The sequence below is a fragment of the Flexivirga sp. B27 genome (assembly GCF_052905685.1).
The window spans coordinates 1,315,755-1,342,085 of the sequence record NZ_JBPYUM010000001.1; the positions used below are offsets into that span (position 1 = coordinate 1,315,755).

Below are 26,331 nucleotides of genomic sequence, written 5' to 3' on the forward strand. Positions count from 1 at the left end.
CTGTCGCCAGCGGGCCGCACGATCACGTGGGATCGCAATATCTGACGCAGCGACGGGGACCGACGCCGCGGACCTACTCACCGTGAAGACCGCCCAGCCCGATTGAACATGTCAGGGTTGCGCGCCAACCTGCTGCGAGCGCCCTGGACGAAACGCGTCGGCGACGTGTGCCAGAGCTGACCGGCCAGGTGCCAAGCACGCTCGTGCAGCGCACGGTCGCGCCCACGACGCGCTGCGTGCACCACACGCTTGATGTCGCGTCGCTGCGCCGGGGACATCTGGACCTGGTGCTTCTCGCCATACGCGATCAGGCCCAGCGCCCGACGTTCGCTGCGGGTCGTCAGGTGCTCGCCCGGGTGGCCGACCTGCTGCACCAACGGCTCCTCCACAACGACGTAGCGGAGTCCAGCTCCCAGTAATCGGACCAATAGATCCATGTCATTCGCGACGGGTAGCGCCGGGTCGAACCCACCGACGGTCTCCAACGCGCTCCGCCGATAAAGAGCGTTGCTGCCCGACATGCCGTGGTTCGGGTAATAGCAGTCACCGGCCGAAAGACCTTGCGGCATACGCATTCCGGGCGACCGGTGCTCGTCCACGACGTGATCGAGCCACGCCACGGCAAAGTCGGCGCCGGCATCTTCCAGTCGAGCGCAACTGCGCTCGAGGAAGGTCGGCTCCCACAGGTCGTCGTCGTCCAAGAAGCCGATGAGATCCTCGCCGGCACCGGCAGCTCCGGCATTGCGGGAGCTGCCGGCTGTGCCAGGGCCGCCCCGGTGCGGGCGATATTCGATCGGGACATCAGCGCGAGCAGCCGCGGCGCTCACCACCTCGCGAGTCGCAGCGTCGTCGGCATCGTCCGAGACGACGATCCGAGTCGGCTGCAGCGTCTGCGCAAGCACTGAGTCGAGGGCGGCCACGAGCAGCGACGGGCGCAGATGCGTCGGGATCACACACAGCATTGTGGTCAACGCGTCAGTCCCTCACTCTCAGTCACTCCCGAAGACGCGGTGGCGCGCAGGGTGCGGCCTTGAGTGCTATCAGCAAAGGTTAATGGAGCCCCAACCGCCAGCTCCTGCGCATCGTGCCCGAGCATCGCTGGCTACGGCAGCTTTCGGCGGATCGTTGCGGGCACACCGGCGACGAGCGTGTCAGCTGGCACGTCGGCATGAACGACCGCACCCGCCGCAATGACCGCTCCATCTCCGATCGTGACGCCCGGGAGGATTGTCGCGTCGGCTCCTATCCACACTCCGTCACCTATCGTCACAGGCTCAAAGACAGGTTCACCAGCACGTCGCTCATGGCTTCCAAGGACGTGAGTGTCGGTAATGATCCGGACAAACGGCCCCACATCAACGCGCGAACCGATGGTCGTCATCGGCCGGACGTAAGCGTTGCGGTTGAAGAAGACGTCGTCGCCTACCCGGATAGGGCCGACGAACTCGCCATACCGAAAGATCCTGACCCGCGCCCCACAAGTGACGTCCGCACGACTGAACGTGACGTTCCTGCCGATCCGTGCCCCCGGTCCAACCTGCAGGTAGCGACGTGGTCGCACTGATCGGACAGCAGGCATTACTTTGGTCCACGGTTGCCTGCGGACAACTGCGCCAGCAACTCCGTTCAGCACGGTGCCACCTTTCCAACTCTCAACGTGTTCGGGGTGGGTTGCTTTGCTCACGATCAACGGGTGTCCGAGTCACCGCGGGGCAACGCCCCGGACCCAGTCCGGCCATGGCGCAGGGCCGTTGCGAAATCGGTCGATCCGGAGGATAACGCGTCCAACAAGCGATCCGCTGCGGTCTGTGTCTGCACAACGCCACCACTGCGTCGCAGCGCTGCTCGCCGATCACGGCAGCCAGTGCCCCCGTCGATGACGTCGCGCGCGAAGGCCGCGAAGTCGTCAGCGGTGTCGAGCAACGGGCCGGGCAACCGGTCGAGCATGTCCGCCGGGAAGAAGCCCCGACCGGCCGCGTAGTCCGCCCGGTCGGGGAAGAAATAGCCGATGGGCTTGTCCGTCACCAGATAGTCGATGCAGACACTCGAGGTGTCCGTGATCAGCCCGGAGGAGCGCCCCAGCAGCGAGTAGAGCGGCACTCCGGCGTCCAGCAACTCGGTGTCGCTGACGGTGATGCCGCCACGGATGTCGCGCGCGACCGCGTCCAGCGGATGTGGCTTGACCACGACCTGCACACCCTGGACGGACAACACACGCACAACCGCGGCGAAGCGGTCGGCGAGTGCTGCATCCACGTGGATGCTCGCAGAGTCCGAGAACGCCGCCATCGTGCCCGCGTCTCGCGCGGTGCGATAGCTCGGCAACCACACCACGAACGGCGCCAACGGATCGATGCCGATCGCGGTCAGCTGCTGATCGTCCAGGTCTCGGAAGAATTGGTCGTTCCTCGGATAACCCGACAGGATCGTCTCGTCCGGACGCAGCCCCGACAGCGCTGCGGTGTAGTGCCCCCACAGAGCCGACCCTCCGACGATGACGTCGGATGGCTTGGACCGCAACGACCGATCCGGGAAGAGCGACTTGCTGCGCTTCATCCCCGCGCCGTGCCACAGGTTGACGGTCAGCTTGCGCGGGTCGACGCCGGGGTCGCCATACAGGCCATGGGTGAAGAAAACCGCGGACGCGGTGGCGAAGTCCCACAAGGTGCGCGGGTCGGTCTTGGCGACCGGGCGGATCCGCTCGAGCTGCTCGTCGCCGAAACCGATGGCCCGCAGGTATGCCGCCGGCGGAGCGTCGACCCACACCACGGTGCCGGAGAACCTGCGGGTGAGCGCACGCACGGTCTCGACGGCGTTGCCCTCGCTGCTCGGATATCCGGCAACCAGAGCGGTGTTCGTCACTGGAGCGACTCTGCGGACGACCCGCAAAACACGAGGCAGTGCGCTGCGCACGGCGAATCGCTTCACCGTGTCGATGACCGACAATGGACCGCCCTCCCGCATCTGACGATCCGACCGGCATCGTCACTTCTGGCGTCAGTGTAGACAGCAGGCGATGCCGGGGATCGCGTCGCGACCGAAGTACGCTGTGCTCACCTCACCCAGCCGACGGAGCCCCGATTGTCCGCGTCCACTCCCCCGCTGCCGTCGGCAGATGTCAGTTGCATCATCCCGACCCACGACCGCCCCGAGCTGCTGGAGCGCGCGCTGCGGTCGGTCGCCGCGCAGACGACCGCGCCGACACAGATCATCGTGGCCGACGACCTCGGCCTGGCCCGGACCCGCGAGGATGTCGCCCGGCTGGCGGCCGACCTCGGCATAACTCTGGCGTATGTCGACACCCGGCCCGACCACGGCCGATCGACCGCGGGCCGCAACCGCAACGGCGGCGCCGCGGTCGCCACAGGGGATTTCCTGGCGTTCCTCGACGACGACGATGTGTGGGATCCGCGCTTCCTCGAGCTGACCCTGGCCCGGATTGACCGGTCCACCGATCTCGTCGCCAGCTGGCTGTCCAACGTCCGCGGCGACCTGCGGTCGCTCTGGCTGCGGCCGGCCGAGGGCAACACGGCCGACGACGTGCTCTACAACGCGCAGATCAGTGGCTCCAACTTCGTGGTGCGCGCCGATGCGTTCCACGCGATCGACGGCTTCGACCCGCGCCTGCGGGTCAAGAACGACAACGACTTCATGGTCCGCTTCCTCGACGCCGGACACATCTACGCAGTCGTGCCGATCTCGCTGGTCGACCGGCACTCGCACGACCTGGGGCACCTCACCGGCAGCGGCCGTGCCCGGTATGACGGGCTGCAGCTCTACCTCGACATCTACGGCGAGCGGATGTCACGCGCACAGCATCGGCAGATGCGCCGAGTGATGCACTCGGCGCTGCGCGGTCCCGACAGCGCACTCGCGTTGCGGGTCTACCACTCCGCTGCCCAGCTGGCCCTGACGTCGCCTCGCGAGCTGGCCGGCGCGTTGCGCTTCCGGAAGATCTTCGGTCGACAGCGGATGTTCAACTGACAGCGGGCGATTCACCGGTTTCGTCATACCGGCCGTCATACGACCAGGAAGCCGGCACGCGCACACCCTTGCGTTGCGCCACCTGCCGGATCCTGGCGAGCGCGGCCAGCGTTGCGGGATAAACAGGTTCGGCAAATCCGATGGCGTCGGCGAAGCTGTGCCGCGCCTCGTCACGCCACCCCTCGCCGGCGGCGATCGCCGCGAAGAACGACGCCACCGACGCGTCGCCTGTCAGGATCAGCTCGCGTGCGGCATCGCGGAAGTCGGGCGAGTTGAACCCCCGACTGCCCTCCATCGCCGCGTAGTCCAGGAAGAACAACGCGACCGGGTTGTCCTTGCTCAGGTAGTCGACGTAGACGCTGGAGTAGTCGGAGATCATGCCGTCGATGCAGGTCAGCAGCTGATAGAAGCTCAGTCCCGCCTCGTCCAACTGCTCCTGGGTCACCACCGGCATCCCGAAGTCGACGACAGTGCGGGCCTCGGAGTCCAGCTTGTGGAACTTCGTCAGCAGCTGTATGCCGTGCTCGTGCGCCGACGCGGACATCCGCTCCAGCGCGGCGATCATCGTCGGGTCGTCGTGCAGCGTCGACCCGTCCTGCCACTGCGCCTTGCGCATCGCGATCGTCCGCCTATAGGTCGGCAGCCACATCACCACGGGCCGTTCCGGGTCCACACCGAGCGAGCGCAGCAGGTGTCGGTCGGCCGGCTCGCGCAGCGCGTCCTCGCGCGGGTTGGGCAGGACGACGGTCTCGCCGCCGCGCGCCAGACCCTGCACCTCGACGACGTCCCCGCCCCACTCGGCGTTGTTGATCATCGCCAGGTCTGCGCGGTGCGTCGCCGAAGCGCCTTTGGACTCAGCCCATTTCGGCCCGTGCCCGTGCCCGACGTTGACGTGCACCCGCCGCGGGCCCGGGTCCGGTGCGCCGAACATGTGGTGCGTGTAGCAGAAGACGCGGGCCAGCACGAAGAGCAGCACGCCCTGCGGTGAGTCCTTGCGCACGAAGCGGGGCACGGCCGTCGGGTATGCCGCGTGCCGGTTGGCGATCTGCAGCAGTTGCCGGGCGTGTGCGGGATTCGCACACAACAGCACCACCGGCCACCGCCCGGGCCGGCGAGCAGCCATCGCGGCCGCCAGTCGCAACGAGTTCTCCTCGTCGTCGGCGAAGCCGTGGACCACGACGATCGGCAAGGGCGGCAGCAGCCGAATAGCCAGCGCGATCAGTCGATAAACTCTCGCGAGCACCGTGCGACCTCCACCTGTCGAGAACCGCCACGGTAGGCCCGGGGCGGCGGCTATCGTACGGCCAGGGTCGCATGCAGGATCCGGAGCACATGCGAGAAGTAGGGAGGACGACCGACGTGCATGAGCGCACCACGCTCCCGATCGACGTCGGTGTCGAACTCGCGCACGCTCTCACCGCGGACGTGGCGGCGCGGCACGACTGCCGCGTGCTGTTCATCAAAGGTCCGGTTGCCACCGTCCAGGACCTGCGTCCGGCACGCACGTCGACCGATGTCGACGTCTGGGTCGAACCGGAGAAGCACGGGACGCTGATCCGGGCGCTGGCCGAGCACGGCTGGCGTCGACGGGTCCTGCCGGACGGCCCCCGCATCCTGGAGAGCCACTCGGTGACGCTGCTGCACGACGACTGGCCGTGCGACATCGACGTCCACCGCTACTTCCCCGGCCTGCTCGCCGAGCCGCGCGCAGTCTTCGACTTCCTCTGGGACCGACACGAAACCGTAGAGCTCGCAGGTGTTTCCATCCCCGCCTGCGACCGGTTGGCCGCCGCACTGGTGCTCGCGGCGCACCAGTTGCGCGACTTCGACGTCGACCGCAACAAGAACGAATACCGCTGGCTGCTGGACCGGCTCCGGAAGATGGCCGAGCCTGTCGAGGTCACCTCCAAGGTGGCCGAGCCCGCCCCTGAGATGGCCGAGCCTGTCGAGGCCAAGAACCCTGGTTTCGACAAGCTCAACCACCTTGATGCGCCACATGGTTTCGACAAGCTCAACCAACTCGATATGCGAGCCGACCTGCGTGTCCTGGCCGGTGCGACCGAGACGATGGACAGCCTGCAGAAGTTCTTCGCCGACCTCGACGTCGAGCCGCCCGCCGGGCCGACAACCCGCTCCTACGACAAGCGGCTGCACGACTGGCGGATGCGCTCGAGCAACAACACCCCCACCTCCCGCTGGCTCTACACCATCCGCCGCTCACCGTGGCGCTCCCGGCCGGCGATCGCCTGGCGGGCGCTCACCCTGCCCGGTGACCTGCTCGACCAGTTGCACCCGGAGGTCGGCGACAGTCCTGTCGCTCGCACCCGGGCCCGACTCGCTCGGCTGGGCCGCGGGCTACGCGCGCTGGCACCCTCCATCACCGCCGACATCCGCGCCGGCCGACCACCCCGCGAGCCGCAATGAGCACCCAATATCGCCTGTCCCCCGGCACCGCCTTCGTCCGACGCCCGCACGAGGTCGGGTTGCTCCCGCTCGACGGGCGACTCGACCCCGACCCCGTCGTCATCCGCGAGTCAGGTGTCGAGATCTGCGAGGCGCTGCGGTCGTGGGTTTCGCTCGACGACCTGGTGGCGAGGTTCAACAGCGAGCAGGCACCACCTCCGGACGAAATCGCAGCAGGCGTGCGTGAATTCGTCACTTCACTGCGCGAGCTCGGCATCGTCAGCACCCGTGACGAGCCCGATGCCGCGGAGTCCACCGCTCGCACCGACGAGCCCGCAGGCGAGGTCGAGGCGTGATCGTCTTCTTCGACCCCAAGCATGATCGCGGCGGTGGACAGGTGGTCCTGGAGCGCCTGCTGGAGCTGCTGTCCGCCGAGCCCGACATACGGCTGGTGATGCCGCAGGACGGGTATGCCGCCATCACCGCTCCCGCCGCCGTGCAGCACCTGACGACCTCGGCGGAGCTGACCCCGCGTGGCGAGTCGGTCACGCTCGTCGCGAACGCCAACTCCGCTTTCCCCGACCTCGTGCGCACCGCACGCCGGTTGCGTGCTGCCGGCAACGCCGTGCGCACGGTCGCGATCGTGCACAACTACCCCCTGTCTGTGGCGAAGGGTGCGGTGACCAAGGGCGTGCTGCGCTTCGTCGACGTGACCGTCGCGGTCGAGCCCGGGCTGCGGGCGCTGCGCGCCGACATACTCACTCCCAGCTGGCTGTCGGTGCAGGACGGCACGCGGGCGGCTACGTTGAGCCGCACCACGATCGGGCGCACTGGCCGGGTGAAGTCCTACGGTCGGCCGGACAAGTCCAAGGGGCTGCACCTGCTGCCGGCGGTCTTCTCCCGCCTGCAGGCCGAGGGGTTCAGCTGCGAGGTCGCGCTCGGCAACGCGCTGCAGGAGCAGGAGTCCTATCGCACGCGGCTGGCCACCGACCTGGCGCCGTGGCTGACCGACGGGCCGCGCACGCCTGCCTGGATCGACCCCGGCGACATCTTCGTCGTGCCGTCCATCGGTGGCGAGGCGGCCTGCCTGTCGGCTCAGGAGGCGTTGTCCAACGGTGCTTTCGTGGTCGCCTCCCGGCTCGGCCTGATGCCCTATCTGTCACCCACCCGGCAGGGCATGCGCACCTTCGCGGTCGGGGACACCGACGGCGCGACCGACGCGATCCGCGAGGCGCTGACGATGCCGTCCGCGGACTATTCCGCCGAGCTGGCCGGGTCGACCGCAGCCATGGCACAGCGCGCCGGCCGGTGGTATGCCGAGACGGTGCAGATCATCCTCGATCAGCAATCCGCCTGATCCGGCAGACAAGGTGGCCGAGGAGGGCGGCGGAGCGAAGCGGGGGAAGCCCGTCTTGAGGCCCCGGTCAGGTGCCGAGCACCCACGTGCTGATCTGGTCGCGGAATCGGCTGCTGTCGAAGCGCTGCACGCTCGCACGCACCTGCGCTCGGTCGAGACCGACCGCACGCTGCACGGCTGCCTTCAGCACGGTGGGCGTCCACTCCTCCACGTGGGTGCCGGAGACCCCGTCGCGGACCGACTCGACGACCCCGCCCTCGTTGCGCGACACGACCGGGGTGCCCAGGGCCATCGCCTCGACCGGCATGATGCCGAAGTCCTCCAGCGCCGGGAAGACCAGCGCCGCGGCGGACTCGTAGAGCGCGAAGAGCATCTCGTCGCTCGGCGAGATGACGAAGTGCACCGGGATCGAGGCGTCCGCCGCGAGCGCCCGCAGCTCCGCCTCGAGCGGACCCCGCCCGGCGAGCACGACCGGCAGACCGCTTGCCTCCCCCGCCCGGATCACCAGGTCGAGCTGCTTGTAGGGGATGAATCGTGATGCGCCCAAAAGGAATTCGTCCGGCAGCCCGTCGAGCACCCGGGCTTCGTCAGCGCTGATCTCGCCACGCCAGGAGGCGGGCTGCTGCAGCTCCGCCACCCGCACCGGCGGGTGGATGACTCGCGCCGGCCGCTGCCAGCTGTCCTCGATGCGCCTGGCGACATACGCACTGTTGGCGGCGAAGTGCACGGTCTCTTGCGCCCGGTGCCGGTCCAGCGCCCGGAAGGCCGGCGCGACCGCACGCACCGCCCGCGACTGGCCGCGCTCGTCCAGGTCCGGCACCCACAGGTAGCGCGCCGGCGAATGCACATAGACGAATTTGCGGTCGGCCGGCACCGACCGGACCCGCGCGTGATGCGCAAAAGCGTGTGAGGACACCAGCATCCAGTCGTATGACGCGTGCAGGCCGAGCGTGCGCCATACGACAGCGGAGGCGGGCAGTGCGAGTGCCTTGCTGCGCCGGATCGGGGTGCGAGCCAGCCGCGACTGCAGCACCCGGTGGCCGGTGTAACGCTCCGGTGCGTTGTTCCACAGGCTGAGGATGTCGGTGCCGGGGAAGATCCTGGCGAATTCGTCCAGGACGTTCTCGGAGCCGCCGATCTGCTCGATCCACTCGTGGACCAGCAATCCGTGCCCGGCGTCGGTGGTGCGGCTCAGCTCGGGACTCACCCGCTCAATGTAACCGGCTCACCGCGCGGGCGACGACGTAGTCGAAGATGCACCGCAAGACACTCAGCCGAGCACCCACCGCCGGCGGGTCCACAACTCCCACCGCTCCAACAGCTCGCCGCCGAGCCCGAGATGCAGACGCTCGCCGTCCTCCGTGGCGTTGAACAGGAACGGACGCGGCGGATCGCATTGCGCCGCGAGATTGACGCCGTAGAACACCAACGACAACGCGGCGCGGCTCCGCCTCGCCGAGTGACGCACACCCATGCCCCACGCGCAGAGCGCCTCGGGACCGACGGTCAGCAGACCACAGCCGACCAACTCGCCGTCCGGGAGGAACAGCCCCCAGGCCGACGCGTCCGGCCTGGCGAGCACGGTGTCGTTGAACAGCGCGCGCCCGAGGCTCTCCGGTCCGGAGAATGCATCCATCACGCAGTCACGCGCTGCGGCGATGTCTGCGGGACCCAACTCGCGGATGCCCGGGTCTGCCGGCCGGTGTCGCGGTCGTTGTCGCATGAACGGCACGTCCTTGACGTGCGACCATCCGGCTGCCGCGAGGACGGGCCGCGCGCTCTCTCCGCCCGGCGGAAGAAAGACCATCGCCGGCAGGCCGTGCCGGGCAGCCGTGTCCAGCACCCGCTCCACGCTTTGCGACGCGTTCGGACCGCTCAGCATCGCGACGTTGTAGTCCACGTTGTCGACGCCGGAGAACATCGACCAGGAGTGGTCGTCCTGCCAGAAGTCGAGCGTCGCCAGGGGCCGTGCTGCACCACCGAGTGCGTGCCGCAGGCGGCGCATCTCATCGGCGTCCACCCGCTCTGTGGCAGCTTGCGCGTGCGTGCCCTGCGTCCGTGTTGCCAACTCCATGGTCGCCCTCCGGCTCTGCCCGTTCCTCGACCCGTGCGGTCGACCCTAGGCAGCCGCTGTCGACTTACAGGACAAATTCCGGAGCGATCGTCGCTCCGCATTTGCTCCGGTGTCCGGCGTCGGATGAGCCTCCAGCAGGGCTCGCCGGGCCGCGCCGGCCCGTCCGCCTGACGTGGTGTGCCGATTTTGTGCGGGCCGGCGACACTCCCGCATTTTGTTCAGCGGTTGGCGTGGCTGGCCTTACTGTTTCTTTACCTTTCGAGGAGTGACCAGCCGTCCCTGGCAGGTTGCACGTGCGGTCACGACAGCGGAGAACACGAAATGCCCGAGGCACCATCGACGCCGGACGCCCCGGAGCCGACCGCTCCGCCGACTCCGCCTGTCACCGTGCGGGTCGGCACGGATGTGCACGACATCGCCAGGATCGAAGGGCTGATCAGACGGCACGGCCGCCGTTATCTCGACCGCACCTTCACCTCGCAAGAGGTGCAGTCGTGCGGCGGATACACGGCCGAGCCGCATCTGCTCGCGCCCGGACTCGCGGCCCGCTTCTGCGCGAAGGAAGCAGCACTCAAGGTGCTGCGGCCGGCCGGGATCTTGCCGGAGTGGACCGACATGGAGATCATCAACATGCCGGGCGGCTGGCTCCGTCTGAAACTGAGCGGCATCGCTGCCGAGCTGGCCGAGCAGCGTGGGCTCGTCGACCTGCAGGTGTCAATCTCCTTCGAGGAATCCGTTGCGGTGGCGACGGTCGTCGGTGTCGGCAGCGGGCGGCCCCCACCGCACTCGGCATCGTCCGAGTGAGCCGCCCGCGGAGGCTCGGCAGCCCTAGCGGCCGCCGGTCGCGGTCGCTCGCGCGCGCTCCAAGTAGGCCGCCAGCCGCTCCTCCCACGGGCCGAGGCTCGCATGGTCGTGTCCCAACACGCTGTATGCCGGGCGCGGGGCAGGCCGCGGGAATTCCCTTGTCGTGCAAGGCTGCACGCGCCCCGGATCCCAACCGGACAGTCGGAAGATCTCCCGGGTGAAGCCGCACCAGGTGACCTGTCCGTCTGATGTGCCGTGGTGGTAGCCGCCCTGCTCACCTCCCTCGACGAGTGCGATCACGTATGCCGCCAGGTCGCGAGTCCAGGTGGGCTGGCCGAGCTGGTCGTCGACGACGCTGAGGGTGTCGCGCTCGCCCGCCAACCGACGCATGGTCGTGACGAAGTTGGGGCCGTGCGCGCCATACAGCCAGGCAGTGCGGACGATCAGCGCGTCCGGGTTCGTGGCGCGGATCGCCCACTCCCCCGCTGCTTTCGTCCGGCCGTATGCCGACCGCGGATTCTGCGGGTGATCAGGCTCGTAAGGGGCGCACGCCTGTCCGTCGAAGACGTAGTCGGTGGAGATGTGCACCATCCGGGTGCCGGTCTCGGCGGCGACCAGCGCGACATTGCGAGCGCCCACCGCGTTGACCGAAAAGGCTTCTGCCTCATGGGTTTCCGCGTCATCAACGGCCGTCCACGCGGCGCCGTTGACGACCACGTCGAAGCCGTCCACCGTCGCGCGCACGGAGTCCAGGGACCGGATGTCGCACTCGGCCGAGCCGACCGCTACGACCTCCTGCCCGCATTCGTGCAACAGCTCGACCAGGTCGGTGCCGAACATGCCCCGACCGCCGGTGACCAGCCAGCGCATCAGCTGATCACCGACTGACCGGCGTAGCGCTCCTCCGCTGCGGCCTTCTGCGGGCGCCACCAGGCTTCGTTGTCGCGGTACCAGTCGATGGTGGCCGCGAGTCCCGTTGCGAAATCACCGAATTCGGGCTGCCATCCCAGCTCGGTGCGCAGCCGTGTGGAGTCGATCGCGTAGCGTCGGTCGTGCCCGGCCCGGTCGGTCACGTGGTCGTAGTCGTGCGGGTCCTTGCCCATGCCGGTCAGGATCTGCTCGACGACATCCTTGTTGTTGCACTCCCCGTCCGCGCCGATGAGGTAGGTCTGGCCGAGCTCGCCGCGCTCCAGGATCGTCCACACCGCGCGATTGTGATCGTCCACGTGGATCCAGTCGCGGACGTTGAGCCCGTCGCCATACAGCTTGGGGCGGACGCCGTCGATGATGTTGGTGATCTGCCGCGGGATGAACTTCTCCACGTGCTGGCGCGGGCCGTAGTTGTTGGAGCAGTTGCTGATCGTCGCGCGCACCCCGAAGGACCGCACCCACGCACGCACCAGCAGGTCGCTGCCCGCCTTGGTCGAGGAGTAGGGACTGCTCGGGTTGTATGGCGTGCTCTCGGTGAAACGCTGCGGATCGTCCAGCTCGAGGTCGCCATACACCTCGTCGGTGGAGATGTGGTGGTAGCGCACGTCGTGCCGGCGGACGGCCTCCAGCAAGGTGAAGGTGCCGACCAGGTTGGTCTGCACGAAGGGCGACGGATCGGCCAGGGAGTTGTCGTTGTGCGACTCGGCGGCGAAATGTATGACGGCATCGGTGCCGGCGACCAGACGGTCCACGAGCGCGGCATCGCTGATGTCGCCCTCGACGATGTCGACCGCGTCCTCGAGGCCTGCGAGCGAGGCCCGGTCTCCGGCGTAGGTGAAGGCGTCCAGCACCGTCACCTGCACGTCGGGTCGCGTGGCCACCGTGAGGTGCACGAAGTTGCTGCCGATGAAACCGGCTCCGCCGGTGACCAATACGCGCATGTCCGTGATGCTAACCGTGTGATGCAGCCGCTGCGACGGTCACACCGACCGGGCGAATCCAGGTGTTCCACGGGACCCGACCGATCGGCGCGTGCCGAGAAGTCGGCGAGGAACGGCTCGCACCTCGAGACGCTCCTTCGTCGCTCCTCGGCCACCTCACCGTGCGCTCAGCCCGCCAGGGAGAGGCAGTCGCTCGGCATACCAGCTGGCACGTCCGTGATCGCTCCGCCCATCTGCTGCCACCAGATCGCGTTGCGCTGCACCTGCTCCCCGGCCACCTGCGGGCTGCTTGCCAGCAGGTCCAGGTCGGGGTGGCGGCTCATCCCGGCGACCTCGACCACCGTGGCGGCCAGCATCGGGTCCGTCGCCATCGCCGCCAGGTCGATGTCGCCAGGGACACCGCCGATGCGCGCGAGCGCGACCAGCATCGCGCCGCGGGCCTCGGGCACGGTCTCGAGCAGATCGACCAGCAGGTCCTGCTCCTCAGGGACCGCCAGGTAGCCGAGCAGGTGCGCGGCGGCGTCCCTCGCATAGGGGCCGGCCGGCTGCCGGACCTGCTCGATCGCGACCTCGACGATCGTCCTGCGATAGGGGCTGACGCCCAGCAGGGTCGAGGAGTGGTGCTGCCGCTCGAGGAAGTCCGGCGAAAGAGCCTCGCGCAACAGCCGATCGAGCATCGGGTCGTCCAAGCCGGAGACGCGCAACCCGGCTGCTCGATAGTTGCTCAGCGCCGTCGGGCTCTGCACCCGGGCACCTGCCGCGGTCGGTGCGGGATAGAAGCCGAGACGGGCAACCACCTGGCGGGTCAGATCAGCCGAAATACGTTGTGCCACATGGAATGCCGGCTCGCCACGTCCCGGGCCGTCCGCCGCGGCATTCAGCACGGCCTGCGCAACCGTCGGGACCAGCTGGCCGGGCATCCGGCCGTTGCAGATCTGGCTGAGCATGCCGTATGCCGCTCCCCACATCTGCTCGCCCGTGGAGTTGTCGAAGTGGTCGATCAGCCAGCGCAGCACCTCCGGGTCCCGGCTGTTGCCGAGCACCGGCAGCACCTTGGAGACCGACTGCGCACCGGGCTGGGCGACCGTGTCGGCGATGCTGTCGAGCACGATGCGCCCCGTGGACGCGTCACTGAGCAGACAGTTGAGCGCGTGCACTCGGGTGGTGTAACCGTGTCGCACGGCCCGCATCGTCTCGCCGACCAGTTGCTGGATCCAGCCGTGCAGCATCGACGGTGGCAGCAATGGTCCGGTCGGTCGGGTGATCGCGTCGGCCAGGTGGATCCAGTCCGTGCCCGCCATCGACCCGGCGGCCATCATGGTTTCCCAGTCGCCGAGCGCGTCGCTCAGCGCGGTCCGGGACACGCTCTGCGGACCGTCGGCTGCCAGGGCCGGGCCGAATGCGCGGTCGATGCCCAGGCTGGCGCCGAGCAGGCTGCCGGCGGGCGCGCCCAGCGCCTTCTCGTAGGCTCGCACGACCTGCTTCGGGATCGCTTCGACACCGGTCTCATAGCGGCACAGCGTGCTCGGCCCGAGCTCGCAACCCTGCGCACGCAGCATCTCCACGAAGCGTCCTGCCGGGCCGGGCGCGGCCGCCAGCCGGCTCAGTCGCAACAGCCAGGCGATGCGCCCACGCGCGTCGATCCGGGCGCCGCGCAGCGGTGTCGCGTCCTCCGGGATAACCACTGGTCGCCCGCGGCCGGGCACCCAGGTCACAGCTGCGCTCCGTTCGGGAGGGAGCGTGCGGTGCGCGCGCTGAAGCCGCCGGCAGGGGCGCCGTTGAGCCGATCTCGTGGTCGTTGCACGCTCGCCCTCGGCGGGTGGTCGCGCAGCACTGCGTCCAGCAGCTCGGGGACCAGGTGGCTGTGCGGGCCGAAGCCGACGCGCACGTCCAGGACGACCGGGGCGCCTCCTGCACGGCTGCGCAGGGAGACCTCGGCCGGCCCGGTGACTCCGAGCGCCCGCACCGCTGCCTGCGCCGCGCGCTCCACATCCGGCAACTTGTTGTCGCCGACCGCGTATGCCGCACTGATCTCGCCGTCGTCGAGGATTGTTTCCTCCAGGACAGTCGTCAAGCGGCCTTTTCCGTCCAGCGGGCGATAGAGAACAACCTTGTATGTCGTGCCTGGAATGAATTCCTGCACCAGAATGTCGTCGGCCAACGAGGCCCAGTCGACCTCGGCCGGATGGTCGACCAGGACAGTTGTCTGCTCACCGTCGGCCCAGCGTGGCCGCAGCATCAGGGCGCGGCGCAGCAACGACGGAGTGGTTTCGGCGGCGGCGAAATCGCTCGGGACGCCGAAGTCGGGCACCGCGATGCCGCGCGACCACAACCCCCATGCGGTCACCAGGCGGTCCTGGGCGGCTGCCGTCGGCCCGGGGCCGGGGACGACCACGTCGACGTCGGTGCCGAAGGCTGCGCGTCCGGACGAAACGACAGACATTGCAGGCGAATTCGCGGGTATGACGAGATCGATGTGTTCGGTCCGCACGAGCCGGGTGAGCGCCGGAAGCACGCCCGGCACACCGGCGATCACGTGGCAGGTCGCGGACGGGACATCCACGGGGCGAGTGTCCACGCAGTGCACGTGCAGGCCGCGGGCGAGCAGTTGGTGCGCGAGCGACCTCCCCGAGTCTCCTGCGGCACCGGTGACGAGAACCGTCCTGCGGCCGCGCCTCCCCGACTCCCCGAATGAACGATCTTGCTGAGCTTTGGATGACATTTACTTCCCCTGGCGGCTGTGCTGACGAATCCAAAAACGCCGCAAGCCCAATGACAGGGGGCGGACAAGCAGACCACGTCGCGATAACAGGGGTGCGCCGCAGTCTTATGTGTGGCCAGCGTCGCCGCTGGCCAACCTCGTGGGTACTACTTGTAACGTTTAGGCAACGTACTACTTTACCGTTTCCAGAACAAGGCTTTACTGAAACTTTACTTTATTTGTGGTTCACTCTGCCCTCCCCACCGCTGATCTTCCTCGGCGGCTGCATGGATGTCGCGCTTCTTGCGAAGACTCGTAGGCGTCGCAAGTCATCTGCGTGTCGCCTGCAAGTCGCCTGTAACCGGACCCGCGCTCACAGCCCGGCGTGGCCCGACGACTTATTTCCGCCTTTGTCGGAGTCTGCAAAACATCGTCGTGGCAGCCGCCGGCGTCCCTACCGTTCCTCGAGTTGAGCCCGGCATGGGCGGCCGACCTAGGTGAGCGGGGGAAGGAGCGTCGACGATGTCACGACCACAGGACGCCCGTTTGCGAAGGACATCCTCGACCACAAGGCGTCGGACAGATCCCTTCACCCGGAGCCCTCGGGTCATCGCCAAACCCTTGACCATCGGCGGCTGCCATGACTGAGATCAGTGAAGCACCGCGTGAAGCCTTGAGCTTCGTCGCTCCAGGCCCGGCCGAGGTCGAGCTCCCGGCAACCGGATACCGCGGATCTGTCGTCGACTCGGCCGCGCCGGACACAGCACCCGGCGCCGCGACAGCCTTGCCCAGTGACACGCATGAGGGCGAGTGGGCCGCTCACTACCGCACACGCGCGGTGTTGGCCGATGCCGCTGCGGCGGCGTGCGTTGCGGTGCTGGCGATCCGGGTCGCAGGTGTTGCACCGGCAGCGAACCGGCCACTCCCTGCGGTTTACGTCCTCACCACCGTCGCCGCGCCCATCCTGTGGCCGCTGATGATCGGCCTCTCACGTGGTTACGACCGCCGACACCTGGGGACGGGCACGAACGAATTCCGAGCGATCGTCACGGCTGCGGTTCGCTTGCTCGCGATGACCGGGCTGGTGTCCTATGCGGCCTACAGCGGTAGGCCGCTGCTGTCGAGGTATGCCGTGCTGGCCTTCTTCACTGTTCTGCCGCTGCTCTCACTCCTCCTACGGCGACAACAACGTCGCGCGCTCTACCGCCGACGCAACCGTGGACAGGCTGTCAGCCCTGCGTTGGTCGTCGGGCCGGACGATGCGATCGACCATCTGGTCACCGAGTTGCGACGCGACCCTGCGCATGGCCTGCTACCCACGGCCTTCTGTGCCCTGCCACGAACCTCGACGTCCGATCCTGTCGCGCAGGTCATGGCCGAGGTCGCCCGGACGCGGCCCGAGGTTGTCCTCGTGACTTCGCCTTCAGGACTCGCACCAAGTTCCGTGCGCCGGCTGTCCTGGCTGCTGGAAGAGCAAGAGATCGAGCTGATGATGTCGCCGGGGCTTCTCGACGTCGTCGGTCCGAGGGTGTCGGTGCGCCCTGCGGCCGGCCTACCCCTGCTTCACCTGGAACGCCCCGGGATTCATGGAATGCGGGCGAGGTACAAGTCGGTATTCGACCGCGTCGCAGCCGCTGCACTACTGACGATCTCGCTGCCGGCTCTGATCGCGATCGCCATCGTCATACGCGTGGACTCGGCGGGGCCTGCCCTCTTCCGGCAACGCAGGATCGGTGAGCACGGTCAGTCGTTCGAGATGTTGAAGTTCCGCTCCATGGTGCCCGATGCCGAACGCCTGCTGGACGAGGTCAAGCAGCATGACGACGGCAACGGCCACCTCTTCAAGAGTCATGCCGACCCTCGGATCACGCGCGTGGGCCGGTTCCTGCGCAAGTATTCGGTGGACGAGTTGCCGCAGCTGCTGAACGTCCTGCGCGGCGAGATGTCACTGGTCGGGCCTCGCCCGCCGCTGCAGAGCGAAGTCGACGAATACGAGACCGACGTGATCCGCAGGCTGCACGTGAAGCCCGGGCTCACCGGACTCTGGCAGGTCAGCGGACGCAGCGACCTGTCCTGGGAGGACTCCGTGCGGCTGGACCTCAACTACGTCGACAACTGGTCCGTCATCCTCGACCTGCAGATCCTCTGGCGGACTGCGCGTGCAGTGGTGACCTCGAACGGCGCGTACTGATGGCCATCGCGACAGGCACTCCTTCCGGGCCGGGGCGGGCTGCCGCCGACCGGCCGGGCGCCAACCAGCCGGGAGGACTTCGCGTCGGCACGGACGTGCAATACATCCGCAGCATCGCCGACTCCATCGAGCGGCACGGCCGCCGCTACCTGGACCGAATCTTCACCGCACACGAGGTCGAGGCGTGCGGTGGGTATGACGCTGAATCACGCACTCTCGCACCAGGACTCACTGCTCGCTTCTGCGCGAAGGAGGCAACGCTCAAAGCGCTACGCCCACACAACATCATCCCCGAGTGGCGCGACATCGAGGTCGTTCGGATGCCGGGCGGCTGGGTGCGGATCCAGCTCACCGGAGGTGCGAGTCAACTCGCCGACGAGTGCGGGCTGCACGATCTCGAGCTGTCGCTGTCGCACGACGGCGCCATTGCGGTCGCGACCGTCGTCGGGATCGCCGTCTCACCAACAGCCGCACCGAATGCTTAGGCATCCGGACCAGAAAGGAACGGAAATGGAAGAACGAATCAGAGGGGTGCTCGACAACTACGGCCGACTTCCGGGCCCGGTCGGCGAGATCGGCGTCAACGACGATCTCTACCGGGCCGGCCTCACGTCTCACGCGAGCGTCAACGTGATGCTCGGCCTGGAGGACGAGTTCGACGTCGAGTTTCCGGACTCCATGTTGCGCAAGAGCACGTTCGAATCAATCGCGGCCATCGAATCGGCGCTGCAGCAGCTCGCCGATGAGTCACGGCTGCCCGCTTGACGTAGGAGAATCGCATGACCAGCATCGTCGCGGCCGCCCCTGATGAGGGCCTGTCCGCACAGTCACCGACGCAGCTCGCGGCCCGCATCGCCGAGAACATCGCGGCGCCCAATGCGGAATCGGTCGACACGGAGTCTCGTTTCCCGACGGAGGCGATCAACGCGCTGCGGGAAGCTGGGATGCTCGGCGCGCTCGTGCCGGTCGCGGACGGTGGACTCGGGTGGTCGCTCGAAGACGTCGCACACTCCGTGACCGAGCTCGCCAAGGCCTGCTCGTCCGCCGCAATGGTCTATGCGATGCACCAGATCCAGGTCGCATGCCTGGTGCGTCACGGCACCAACGACGCGCTGCGCGAATTCACCCGGCGCGTTGCCTCCGAGGGCCTCCTGCTCGCCTCGGCCACGACCGAGGTCGGGATCGGCGGCAACGTCCGCAACAGCAGCTGCGCAGTCGACGCCACCGCGACCGGCTTCACGCTGAAGAAGCAGGCACCGGTGATCTCCTACGGCGAATACGCCGATGCCATCCTCGCCACCGCCCGGCGCAACCGAACGAGCCCGCCGAACGACCAGGTCCTCGTCCTCTGTCGCCGTGAAAACCTCACGCTCGACCCGAAATCCGGTTGGGACGCGCTCGGTTTCCGCGGGACCTGCAGCCTCGGTTTCGTGCTCTCTGCAGCTGGGGCTCCGGAAGACGTGTTGCCTGCGCCATACGGGGACATCTCGTCACAGACGATGCTCCCGGTGTCGCACATCCTCTGGTCCTCACTGTGGTTCGGAATGGCGAGCGCCGCGAGCGACAAGGCTCGTCGGTTCGTCCAGGCCGCCGCTCGCAAGAACCCGGACGTAACGCCACCGAACGCGTTACGTCTGGCCGAGCTGACCACAGTGCTCCAACAGTTCCAGGACCTGGTCATCGCGGCACGGGACCGCTACACCGCGATCTGCGAAGACCAGTCACAGACGACCTCGATCGGCTTCGCGATCAACATGAACTCGTTGAAGGTCTCCGCGTCCACACTGGTTGTCGATGTCGTCCAGCGTGCGCTGCTGATCTGCGGTATGGCGGGCTACGCCAACCACGGACCTTTCACGCTCGGTCGCCTTCTCCGCGACGCGTACGGCGCGCAGTTGATGGTCAACAACGACCGCATCAACGCCAACAACGCTCAGCTACTGCTCGTGTCACGGGGCTGACGGCCATGGTCCAGCAAACAGCCATTGCGCCTGAGTCCGCTCAGGCGGAGTTCCGTGCCGAATTGATCGACGCCGGAGTGCTTGTCGCGACCTCTGTCGACGGGCTTTACCAGCGTTCTGCGACCTTCGAGTCCGTCGTCCGTGGCCTCGAGCGGCGCATCTCCGCCGAAGGTGGCGGCAGATACGAGCCTCTGCTCTACTTCCCGCCGGTGCTGCCACGGGAAGTGTTCATTCGCAGCGACTACCTGCGGTCCTTCCCCGACCTGACCGGTTCGGTCGACACCTTCGTGGGTGACGACCGGGACCATGCCGATCTGCTCCGCGCGCTCGACAACGGTGAGGACTGGACGCAACACCTCGTGCCGGCAGAGGTGATGCTCTGCTCGGCTGCGTGCCACCCGCTCTATCCGAGCTTGACGGGAACCCTGCCGGCCGGGGGCAGGCAGATGGAGGTGCAGGGATTCTGCTTCCGACACGAGCCGAGCGTCGACCCTGCCCGAATGCAGGTCTTCCGTCAGCACGAGTTCGTCGCGGTCGGCGACCCGGAGCACTGCATTGCGCATCGGGACGAGTGGCTCGAGCGAGCACTTGAGATCCTCAGCGGTCTCGGGCTGCCGGTCAGCAAGGTCGTGGCCAACGATCCGTTCTTCGGTCGGGCGGGGCGCATGCTCGCAGCCAACCAGCGCGAGACCACGCTGAAATACGAGATCGTCTGCCCGATCACGTCGGTCGAGTCTCCGACCGCGATCACCTCGGGGAACTACCACATCGACCATTTCGGCAACCCCTTCGCGATCCGCACAACGGACGGACAGACTGCGCACTCGGCCTGCATCGGATTCGGCATGGAGCGAATCACCCTCGCCTTGTTGAAGACTCACGGTCTCGACCCTCATGCCTGGCCGAGCGCGGTGCGAGCACAGCTGGAAATATGACGGTCCAGCGCATCCCCACGACTGCTGCTGAGCCGTCAACCGTGACGGCCCAGTTGCTGCCGCTTCGTGCAGACAGATATCACACGCATCCACTGCACTCGACACAACGTGTTTGGACCGAGACCAACTGCTACGTCGATGTCTGGATAGAGGTCCTGCACAGCCTGGGACTGGACCCGATGATCGCTGCGGCCTTCGCGGTGAGCGCCGACTTCGAAGGCGATCAGTGGACCTTCTTCAAGTACCCCGAGGCAGATCTGCGGCGCGCATACGGCATCGACGTGCACGAGATGAACCCCTGGCGAGGCGTCCTGGAGCACGTCGTCGAGCAGCTGACCCTGGGTCGGCTGATGACGGTCGAGGCGGACTCGTTCTACCTACCGGACACCCGAGGCATCAGCTATCAACTCGACCATACGAAGTCGACGATCGTTCCGAACGCGGTCGATGTGAGCGGCCGAACGCTCAGCTACTTCCACAACGCCGGCTATTTCGAACTGACCGGTGACGACTTCGACGGAGTCTTTCGCCTCGGCCCACACGGTGACGAGCCGACACTGCCGCCATACGTCGAGATCATCCGCCTCGAGAAGATGCACCGGCTGCTGGGCACCGACGCCGTATCCCTGGCCATGGGCCTACTCACAGAACATATAGCTCGCGCACCGGTGGAAAACCCGGTGATCCGAATGGCCGACCGGATGACGACCGACCTGACCTGGCTGCGGGATCAACCGCCCGAGATGTTTCACGCGTGGGCGTTCGGCACCGTGCGGCAGTGCGGTGCATGCGCCGAGACCGCGGCGTCCTTCCTGTCCTGGCTCGGCTCCCACGGCGGGCCACAGAGAGCGCACGCCGCTGCCGAACCGTGGCTGAACATCGCGGACCAGTCCAAAGCCCTGCAGTTTGCACTCGCCCGGGCCGCTCGTGGCCGATCCATCGACCTACGCACCAGCATGCGGCAACTGGCACGAGAGTGGGACCGAGCGCGAACACTCACGGCTGAGTTGACCACGCTGTGAACACCACAACCGATCTGCTCGCCGACGCTCGCTGGCTGTGTGCGACAGCAGCCGTCGGGTCAACGGCTGCACCGCGGACGGGGTGGATCCCTGCCTGGGTGCCGGGGACGGCCGCGCAAGCGCAGCAGCAGGCAGGCAACCCAGAGGCGTTGGGGCATGACTATGACGGCGAAGACTGGTGGTGGCGTTGCGAATTCACGGTCGCCAAGGCAGGACCCCACACACTGACCACTCGCGGGATCGCGACGTATGCCGAAGTCCTCGTTGACGACATCCCTCTCATCGAGACCTGCAACATGTTCGTCAGCCACCAGGCACGAGTCGAACTCCCCGCGGGTGTACACACCATCGAGATCCACTGCCGTTCCTTGCAACCGATCCTGGAACGTCGGCGCCCGCGGCCGCGGTGGAAGAGTCCTGACCTGGTGCACCAGAACCTGCGCTGGATCCGCACCACCCTGCAGGGTCGGCAGATCGGTGGCGTAGCTGCCCCCGCTCCCGTCGGACCGTGGCGCCCGATAACTCTGTGCCCCGCCGACGTCCCGCTCGTACGGCGGACCAGATTGCACAGCGAGTGCGCCACCGACGGGACCGGGATTGTCGAGATCGCTGTTGAGCTCCGCAACGTCGACAACACGCGACCGGTCCTCGTGCGCGTGGGTGACACCACTGCGACGTGTCGGACCACGCAGCACCGCGAGGGCACCACGGCGACCGCGAGGGTCGAGCTCGGCGGCGTCGAGCGGTGGTGGCCACACACGCACGGCCCCCAGCCGTTGTACGAGGTAGCCGTGACGGTCGACGGCACCGAGCACGCACTCGGTCATGTGGGCTTCCGCACGATCTCCGTCGATCGCACGGACGGCGCATTCGCCTTGCTGGTCAACGGCGTCCGCATTTTCGCTCGCGGAGCCTGCTGGTCACCGACCGACCCGATCTCGCTCCAGGATGATCGGCTCCGACAACACCTCACGATCCGGCGCGACGGCGGTCACAACATCGTGCGACTCAGCGGGACGGGCGTCTACCCGACCTCCGAGTTCCTCGACCTCTGCGACGAGCTGGGTCTCCTCGTCTGGCAGGACTGCATGCTGGCCTTCTTCGACGCACCCGACGACGAGGAGTTCGCGGCGGACTTGCGAGCTGAGGTCGAAGAGCTCCTGGATTCCTTCGCGGGCAGACCGTGCCTGGCCGTCGTCTGCGGCAGCAGCGACGCCGAGGAACAGGCCGCCTACTTGGGCCTGCCGCCGGAGAAGTGGGTTGCTCCGGTCGCCGCCGAACTCATCCCCCATCTGGTGGAGCAGCTTGCCCCCGGCACGCCATACGTCCGCAGCTCGCCCGGCGAGAGTCCGCTGCCGAGCATGGTCAATGCCGGACCGTCGCACTACTACGGTGTCGGTGCCTACCTGCAGCCGACGACTGACGCGCGACGCGCAAGCGTTCGCTTCGCGTCCGAGTGTCTGTGTATGGCGTGCCCTGCCGAGACCGAGGACAGCATCGAGGGAGTGTTGGCGCAACGCCGCCTCGGACACCATCCCGCTTGGAAGTCGTTGATCCACAGGGACGCTCAGTCCTCTTGGGACCTGGAGGACATCCGCGAGTGGTACACGCAGCACCTCTTCGGACTCGACCCCATAGAGCTCCGCCGGGCCGACAGTGAGCGCGCGTCTGCTGTGGCCAGAGCAACTGTGGCGACCGTCTTCGAGGACGTGTTGTCCGAGTGGCGTCGGCCCGGATCCGGGTGCGCCGGAGCCATCGTCTTCGACGGTCACGACGTCGGATTCGGTGGCGGCATCGGCATCGTCGACGGGCACGGCAGGCCCAAGGCACCGTGGTACGTCATGCGCCGGCTCATGCAGCCCGTCGCGGTCATGTTGACCGACGAAGGCGTCAACGGACTCGGCATCCACATCGCGAACGATGGGCCCGGAACATGGGACGGCGAACTGCGGATCGACCTCGTGCGCGAAGGCGGTTCGATCACGGAATCGACGACGCATGCTCTGCACGTGCCGCCGCCCGGGGTCAGCATCGAGATGGCGGCAGTTCTCGGTGAGTTCCGCGACATCAGCTACGTCCATCGGTTCGGGCCGCCGGCATACGACGTCGTCACGGTCAGCCTGGTCGTACCCGAAGGCATGGCCATCTCCCAGGCGAGTTTCCTTGCCGGAGAACGCATCCGACCGATCGACCACGGGCTCAGCCTTGAGGCGGTCGCCCACGAGGAGGACGAAGAGACCTGGCGTCTGAAGGTGTCCACGGCTCGATTCGCACAGTGGGTGCAGATCTGCATCGACGGCTGGCAGCCGGAGGACAGCTGGTTCCACCTGCTGCCCGGCACCGAACGATCCATGCGGCTGACACGACGTGCCGACGCCCTGCCCGGGCCCCCTCGCGGCGACGTCACCGCGATCAACGCGGCCCATCCGACCAGGATCGCGGTGGCGATGTGATCGACACACCTAGCTGGTTCGGACCCGCCGACCGTGCGTTGTTCGGCTGGTTCTGCACGCCCGACTCCGGCCGCGCGGACCTCGGAGTCCTGCTGTGCCCACCGATAGGCGAAGAAGAACACAATGCACACGAGACGATGCGGCGAACGGCCTGGGGCCTCGCGCAAATCGGAGTGGCATCCCTCAGATTCGACTACCACGGCACCGGTGACTCGATGGGTGCTTGGTCCGACAGCGACCGGCTCGCAGCGTGGCGTTCGAGCCTCTCCGATGCATACGATGTCCTCCGAGCAACGGGCGTCCGACGCATCGCTGGGATCGGAATGCGTTTGGGCGCAACACTTCTCGCCGAAGCGTCCGCTCGACGTGCACTCGACTTGGAGCTTCTCGTCCTCTGGGACCCATGCAGCGGCAAGAGCATGCTGCGCGAAGGTCTGGCGCGCAGTCCCAGCACGACCGAGCGAAGTGACGGATCCATCGAGACCCCCGGCTACCTCTACAGCCCCCAAACGGTGGCAGACCTGCGGCGTCTCGATGTGGCGACCGTGCAAGGCAACATCACCGCCGGCACCATCCTTGTCCTGAATCGCGATGACCGTCCTCCCCCACGCGGACTCCGTCGCAAACTCCCCGCATCGGAGTCAGTCGCGTGGGAGACCTGTGTCGGTCTGTCCGACATGCTCGACGTCCCGATGGACAAGAATTCCGTGCCGGTCGACGCCGTCGAGCAGGTCGTCGAGTGGGTCGCACAACACCATGCCCAACCTGCCCAGCAGGAGCAGGCGACGCTGGCGATCCCACACGCGCCCGTCGTCATCAGCCGGCCGCGAACACCGCACGGATCACTCACGATCCGAGAGTCTCCAGTCCGCCTCGGAGACGCCGGACTGTTCGGCATCTGCACGGAACCCGTGGGCTGCAAGCGTCGCGCGACAGTTGTCTTCGTCAACGTCGCCAACGACCGGCAGACCGGTCCTGGACGTCGCTGGGTCGACATGGCACGACAGCTGGCCGAGGAGGGGTTCTACTGTGTGCGGTTGAGCCAATCGGGCACCGGCGACAGCATCACGTTGCCAGGTCAGACCTTCGGGGATCTCTACTGCCCGGAGTGGCTCACCGACCTGCCCGATGCGCTCGCGGATCCCGTTCTCCGCGATGAACAAGCGACCGGCGCCGAGCGGACTGCTCTCATCTCGCTGTGCTCGGGCGCATACAGCGCGCTCGAAGCCGCGATGCGCATACCAGTCGCAGTCGTCTACCCCATCAACGTCATCCTGACGATGTACGGAACCAGCCGTGGCCAACGGCTCTACAACGGCTCGCGGCAGATCGCCCGCCCGGTCACCCGGGCCTTCCTTCCCAGGTCGGTGAGTGACTCGGCCGCCGTGCGCCGGCGCGGAATTGCGTGGCGGCTCTACCGCCAGATCGCCGTCTGGCACGCCCCGCTCTCCGCGGTTCACAACCTGGTCCGACGAGGCACGGCAGTCGTGTTGCTGATGAGCCCGGAGGACGGACGACACTTCTGGGAGTCGGTGTTCTGGTCCGGGCTGCACACCTGGCGGTGGCGACGTGCGGGCTTGTTCCGACTGTCCGTCGACGAGCGAATCGACCATCCGCTGATGACTCAGGACGGCCAGCAACTCGTTGCCACCCTCATCAAGAATGACCTGCGCGACCGCTTTCCACCGGAGGAGTCGTCGTGCCGCCCTAGGAGCGCAGCATGAGCGAGCAATCAGCAGTGACCGACTCCTCGCCACGAACAGACAGGACGGACCCTAATCTCTCGACCTGGACACAGTCTGCCCCGGCATACGAGACGCACTTCAACTGGAACGACGCAGGAGAACGCGTCGCGGTGCAGCAGGTCGCCGACGCGGTGCGCGGCGGCCGCGTTCTAGACGTGGGTGTCGGGGCAGGACGCACCAGTTGGCTGCTCGGTCTGCTCACGCACCAATACACCGGGGTCGACTCCACGCCCGCCATGGTCTCGGCCGCCGCCCGGAACTGCCCGTGGGCCGACATTCGCCTCGGCGACGCCAGCGCGCTCGACTTCGCCGACGAGTCCTTCGACCTGGTCTTCTTCAGTAATGCGGGCATCGACTCGATGAATCACGCGCAACGGTCGCGGGCGCTCAGCGAATTCGCACGGGTACTTCGGCCCGACGGGATCCTGCTCTACTCGACGCTCAACCGTTCGGGGCCGTTCTTCGGCGCCCACCCGGGTCCGCTCCACGCACCCGGGAAGCTGCCGACGCCATACCGCGTGGGCAGATTCGCCGCTCGAGCAATGCTCCATCCAGGCGCACACCTGTCTGGCTTCCGACATGTGCGGCAGCACGCCGACCAGTTCGAGGACCACGGGGATTGGGCGATCGACACCATGCCGACGCACGACTGGTCACTGGTCGTGCACTACATCACGACTCGAGGTGCGCGCGCCGAGGTCACAGAGCACGGCTTCGGGGCGACGACTCTGCTCGACCAGTACGGCCTGCCGATCGAGGACTCGGAAGCGGGTGTGGACACAGCCTGGTTCTATGTCCTCGCCCGGCACCACGCCGAGGGCTGACAACCC

23 protein-coding genes and 1 pseudogene are annotated in these 26,331 nt (G+C 67.4%); 14 read left to right on the top strand and 10 right to left on the bottom strand.

Translation table 11 applies throughout. The annotated features are described in order from the left end of the window. Positions 1-77: 77 nt before the first annotated feature. The 3 genes and pseudogenes from ACSZL9_RS06040 to ACSZL9_RS06050 all read right to left on the bottom strand — a co-directional run bounded on the left by ACSZL9_RS06040 (position 78) and on the right by ACSZL9_RS06050 (position 2,862). Positions 78-953, bottom strand: coding sequence for a glycosyltransferase family 2 protein (locus ACSZL9_RS06040; RefSeq protein WP_446664560.1), 876 nt, complete (start codon positions 951-953; stop codon positions 78-80). 217 nt (positions 954-1,170) lie between these two features. Continuing rightward, a pseudogene (locus tag ACSZL9_RS06045) lies at positions 1,171-1,264 on the bottom strand (DapH/DapD/GlmU-related protein); the annotation flags it as partial. 422 nt (positions 1,265-1,686) lie between these two features. Then, entirely contained in the window at positions 1,687-2,862 is a 1,176-nt protein-coding gene (locus tag ACSZL9_RS06050; RefSeq protein WP_446664561.1) for a CDP-glycerol glycerophosphotransferase family protein, read from the bottom strand. Between the two features lie 219 nt (positions 2,863-3,081). Here ACSZL9_RS06050 and ACSZL9_RS06055 point away from each other — a divergent pair, with 219 nt between their 5' ends. Further along, complete coding sequence (locus tag ACSZL9_RS06055) at positions 3,082-3,984, top strand: glycosyltransferase family 2 protein (RefSeq protein ID WP_446664562.1); 903 nt, start codon at positions 3,082-3,084, stop codon at positions 3,982-3,984. On the opposite strand, the gene ACSZL9_RS06060 is transcribed toward ACSZL9_RS06055, so the two are convergent. Further along, a complete protein-coding gene (locus tag ACSZL9_RS06060) occupies positions 3,977-5,227 on the bottom strand; it encodes a CDP-glycerol glycerophosphotransferase family protein (protein WP_446664563.1) in 1,251 nt (416 codons plus the stop codon). The genes ACSZL9_RS06055 and ACSZL9_RS06060 overlap by 8 nt on opposite strands. 116 nt (positions 5,228-5,343) lie before the next feature. Between ACSZL9_RS06060 and ACSZL9_RS06065 the strand changes: the two genes are divergently transcribed. From ACSZL9_RS06065 to ACSZL9_RS06075, 3 genes are read left to right on the top strand one after another with little or no spacing between them, the layout of a single operon-like run. Continuing rightward, positions 5,344-6,408, top strand: a complete 1,065-nt coding sequence (locus tag ACSZL9_RS06065; protein WP_446664564.1) for a nucleotidyltransferase family protein — start codon at positions 5,344-5,346, stop codon at positions 6,406-6,408. Next, entirely contained in the window at positions 6,405-6,743 is a 339-nt protein-coding gene (locus ACSZL9_RS06070) for a PqqD family peptide modification chaperone (RefSeq protein WP_446664565.1), read from the top strand. The genes ACSZL9_RS06065 and ACSZL9_RS06070 overlap by 4 nt, the downstream gene beginning before the upstream one ends. Then, positions 6,740-7,744 (top strand): glycosyltransferase, encoded by a 1,005-nt coding sequence (locus tag ACSZL9_RS06075; RefSeq protein WP_446664566.1) that lies wholly within the window; start codon positions 6,740-6,742, stop codon positions 7,742-7,744. The genes ACSZL9_RS06070 and ACSZL9_RS06075 overlap by 4 nt, the downstream gene beginning before the upstream one ends. Before the next feature lie 67 nt (positions 7,745-7,811). Here ACSZL9_RS06075 and ACSZL9_RS06080 read toward each other — a convergent pair whose 3' ends face one another. Both ACSZL9_RS06080 and ACSZL9_RS06085 read right to left on the bottom strand, forming a co-directional pair. Further along, on the bottom strand, positions 7,812-8,951 hold the full coding sequence (locus tag ACSZL9_RS06080) for a glycosyltransferase (protein WP_446664567.1): 1,140 nt from the start codon (positions 8,949-8,951) through the stop codon (positions 7,812-7,814). Between the two features lie 63 nt (positions 8,952-9,014). Further along, entirely contained in the window at positions 9,015-9,818 is an 804-nt protein-coding gene (locus tag ACSZL9_RS06085; protein WP_446664568.1) for a hypothetical protein, read from the bottom strand. A 321-nt stretch (positions 9,819-10,139) separates the two neighbouring features. Between ACSZL9_RS06085 and ACSZL9_RS06090 the strand changes: the two genes are divergently transcribed. Next, positions 10,140-10,622 carry a holo-ACP synthase gene (locus ACSZL9_RS06090; protein WP_446664569.1) on the top strand — a complete coding sequence of 161 codons (483 nt, stop codon included), beginning with the start codon at positions 10,140-10,142 and terminating at the stop codon, positions 10,620-10,622. A gap of 24 nt (positions 10,623-10,646) precedes the next feature. Here the strand turns inward: ACSZL9_RS06090 and rfbD are convergent, their stop codons facing one another. The 4 genes from rfbD to ACSZL9_RS06110 all read right to left on the bottom strand — a co-directional run bounded on the left by rfbD (position 10,647) and on the right by ACSZL9_RS06110 (position 15,215). Continuing rightward, the gene (gene rfbD, locus ACSZL9_RS06095) at positions 10,647-11,492 is read right to left on the bottom strand and encodes a dTDP-4-dehydrorhamnose reductase (RefSeq protein WP_446664570.1); all 846 of its coding nucleotides are present in this window, start codon (positions 11,490-11,492) and stop codon (positions 10,647-10,649) included. Further along, positions 11,492-12,493, bottom strand: a complete 1,002-nt coding sequence (rfbB, locus tag ACSZL9_RS06100; protein WP_446664572.1) for a dTDP-glucose 4,6-dehydratase — start codon at positions 12,491-12,493, stop codon at positions 11,492-11,494. The genes rfbD and rfbB overlap by 1 nt, the downstream gene beginning before the upstream one ends. Before the next feature lie 167 nt (positions 12,494-12,660). After that, on the bottom strand, positions 12,661-14,208 hold the full coding sequence (locus ACSZL9_RS06105) for a hypothetical protein (RefSeq protein ID WP_446664573.1): 1,548 nt from the start codon (positions 14,206-14,208) through the stop codon (positions 12,661-12,663). Continuing rightward, a complete protein-coding gene (locus ACSZL9_RS06110) occupies positions 14,205-15,215 on the bottom strand; it encodes an NAD-dependent epimerase/dehydratase family protein (RefSeq protein ID WP_446664574.1) in 1,011 nt (336 codons plus the stop codon). Before ACSZL9_RS06110 ends, ACSZL9_RS06105 begins: the two co-directional genes overlap by 4 nt. A gap of 619 nt (positions 15,216-15,834) precedes the next feature. Between ACSZL9_RS06110 and ACSZL9_RS06115 the strand changes: the two genes are divergently transcribed. The 9 genes from ACSZL9_RS06115 (at position 15,835) to ACSZL9_RS06155 (ending at position 26,325) form a co-directional block, all read left to right on the top strand. Then, positions 15,835-17,385, top strand: a complete 1,551-nt coding sequence (locus ACSZL9_RS06115; protein ID WP_446664575.1) for a sugar transferase — start codon at positions 15,835-15,837, stop codon at positions 17,383-17,385. Then, positions 17,385-17,870, top strand: coding sequence for a holo-ACP synthase (locus ACSZL9_RS06120; RefSeq protein WP_446664576.1), 486 nt, complete (start codon positions 17,385-17,387; stop codon positions 17,868-17,870). Before ACSZL9_RS06115 ends, ACSZL9_RS06120 begins: the two co-directional genes overlap by 1 nt. Positions 17,871-17,895: 25 nt before the next feature. Beyond that, positions 17,896-18,150, top strand: coding sequence for an acyl carrier protein (locus ACSZL9_RS06125; protein ID WP_446664577.1), 255 nt, complete (start codon positions 17,896-17,898; stop codon positions 18,148-18,150). 14 nt (positions 18,151-18,164) lie between these two features. After that, complete coding sequence (locus ACSZL9_RS06130) at positions 18,165-19,346, top strand: acyl-CoA dehydrogenase family protein (protein WP_446664578.1); 1,182 nt, start codon at positions 18,165-18,167, stop codon at positions 19,344-19,346. 5 nt (positions 19,347-19,351) lie between these two features. Continuing rightward, positions 19,352-20,281, top strand: coding sequence for an amino acid--[acyl-carrier-protein] ligase (locus ACSZL9_RS06135; RefSeq protein WP_446664579.1), 930 nt, complete (start codon positions 19,352-19,354; stop codon positions 20,279-20,281). Further along, positions 20,278-21,303 carry a DUF1839 family protein gene (locus ACSZL9_RS06140; protein WP_446664580.1) on the top strand — a complete coding sequence of 342 codons (1,026 nt, stop codon included), beginning with the start codon at positions 20,278-20,280 and terminating at the stop codon, positions 21,301-21,303. The genes ACSZL9_RS06135 and ACSZL9_RS06140 overlap by 4 nt, the downstream gene beginning before the upstream one ends. Then, positions 21,300-23,756 (top strand): glycosyl hydrolase 2 galactose-binding domain-containing protein, encoded by a 2,457-nt coding sequence (locus tag ACSZL9_RS06145; protein WP_446664581.1) that lies wholly within the window; start codon positions 21,300-21,302, stop codon positions 23,754-23,756. The genes ACSZL9_RS06140 and ACSZL9_RS06145 overlap by 4 nt, the downstream gene beginning before the upstream one ends. 329 nt (positions 23,757-24,085) lie before the next feature. Continuing rightward, positions 24,086-25,480, top strand: a complete 1,395-nt coding sequence (locus ACSZL9_RS06150) for a hypothetical protein (RefSeq protein WP_446664582.1) — start codon at positions 24,086-24,088, stop codon at positions 25,478-25,480. After that, positions 25,477-26,325 (top strand): class I SAM-dependent methyltransferase, encoded by an 849-nt coding sequence (locus tag ACSZL9_RS06155; protein WP_446664583.1) that lies wholly within the window; start codon positions 25,477-25,479, stop codon positions 26,323-26,325. The genes ACSZL9_RS06150 and ACSZL9_RS06155 overlap by 4 nt, the downstream gene beginning before the upstream one ends. Positions 26,326-26,331: the final 6 nt, after the last annotated feature.

What these genes read in the sequence shown, in the direction of transcription:
- ACSZL9_RS06140 (WP_446664580.1), top strand. Translation starts at nt 20,278, where the DNA reads ATGACGGTCCAGCGCATCCCCACGACTGCTGCTGAGCCGTCAACCGTG.
- rfbD (WP_446664570.1), bottom strand. Translation starts at nt 11,492, where the DNA reads ATGCGCTGGCTGGTCACCGGCGGTCGGGGCATGTTCGGCACCGACCTG.
- ACSZL9_RS06135 (WP_446664579.1), top strand. Translation starts at nt 19,352, where the DNA reads ATGGTCCAGCAAACAGCCATTGCGCCTGAGTCCGCTCAGGCGGAGTTC.
- ACSZL9_RS06120 (WP_446664576.1), top strand. Translation starts at nt 17,385, where the DNA reads ATGGCCATCGCGACAGGCACTCCTTCCGGGCCGGGGCGGGCTGCCGCC.
- rfbB (WP_446664572.1), bottom strand. Translation starts at nt 12,493, where the DNA reads ATGCGCGTATTGGTCACCGGCGGAGCCGGTTTCATCGGCAGCAACTTC.
- ACSZL9_RS06110 (WP_446664574.1), bottom strand. Translation starts at nt 15,215, where the DNA reads ATGTCATCCAAAGCTCAGCAAGATCGTTCATTCGGGGAGTCGGGGAGG.
- ACSZL9_RS06085 (WP_446664568.1), bottom strand. Translation starts at nt 9,818, where the DNA reads ATGGAGTTGGCAACACGGACGCAGGGCACGCACGCGCAAGCTGCCACA.
- ACSZL9_RS06125 (WP_446664577.1), top strand. Translation starts at nt 17,896, where the DNA reads ATGGAAGAACGAATCAGAGGGGTGCTCGACAACTACGGCCGACTTCCG.
- ACSZL9_RS06070 (WP_446664565.1), top strand. Translation starts at nt 6,405, where the DNA reads ATGAGCACCCAATATCGCCTGTCCCCCGGCACCGCCTTCGTCCGACGC.
- ACSZL9_RS06115 (WP_446664575.1), top strand. Translation starts at nt 15,835, where the DNA reads ATGACTGAGATCAGTGAAGCACCGCGTGAAGCCTTGAGCTTCGTCGCT.
- ACSZL9_RS06090 (WP_446664569.1), top strand. Translation starts at nt 10,140, where the DNA reads ATGCCCGAGGCACCATCGACGCCGGACGCCCCGGAGCCGACCGCTCCG.
- ACSZL9_RS06155 (WP_446664583.1), top strand. Translation starts at nt 25,477, where the DNA reads ATGAGCGAGCAATCAGCAGTGACCGACTCCTCGCCACGAACAGACAGG.
- ACSZL9_RS06130 (WP_446664578.1), top strand. Translation starts at nt 18,165, where the DNA reads ATGACCAGCATCGTCGCGGCCGCCCCTGATGAGGGCCTGTCCGCACAG.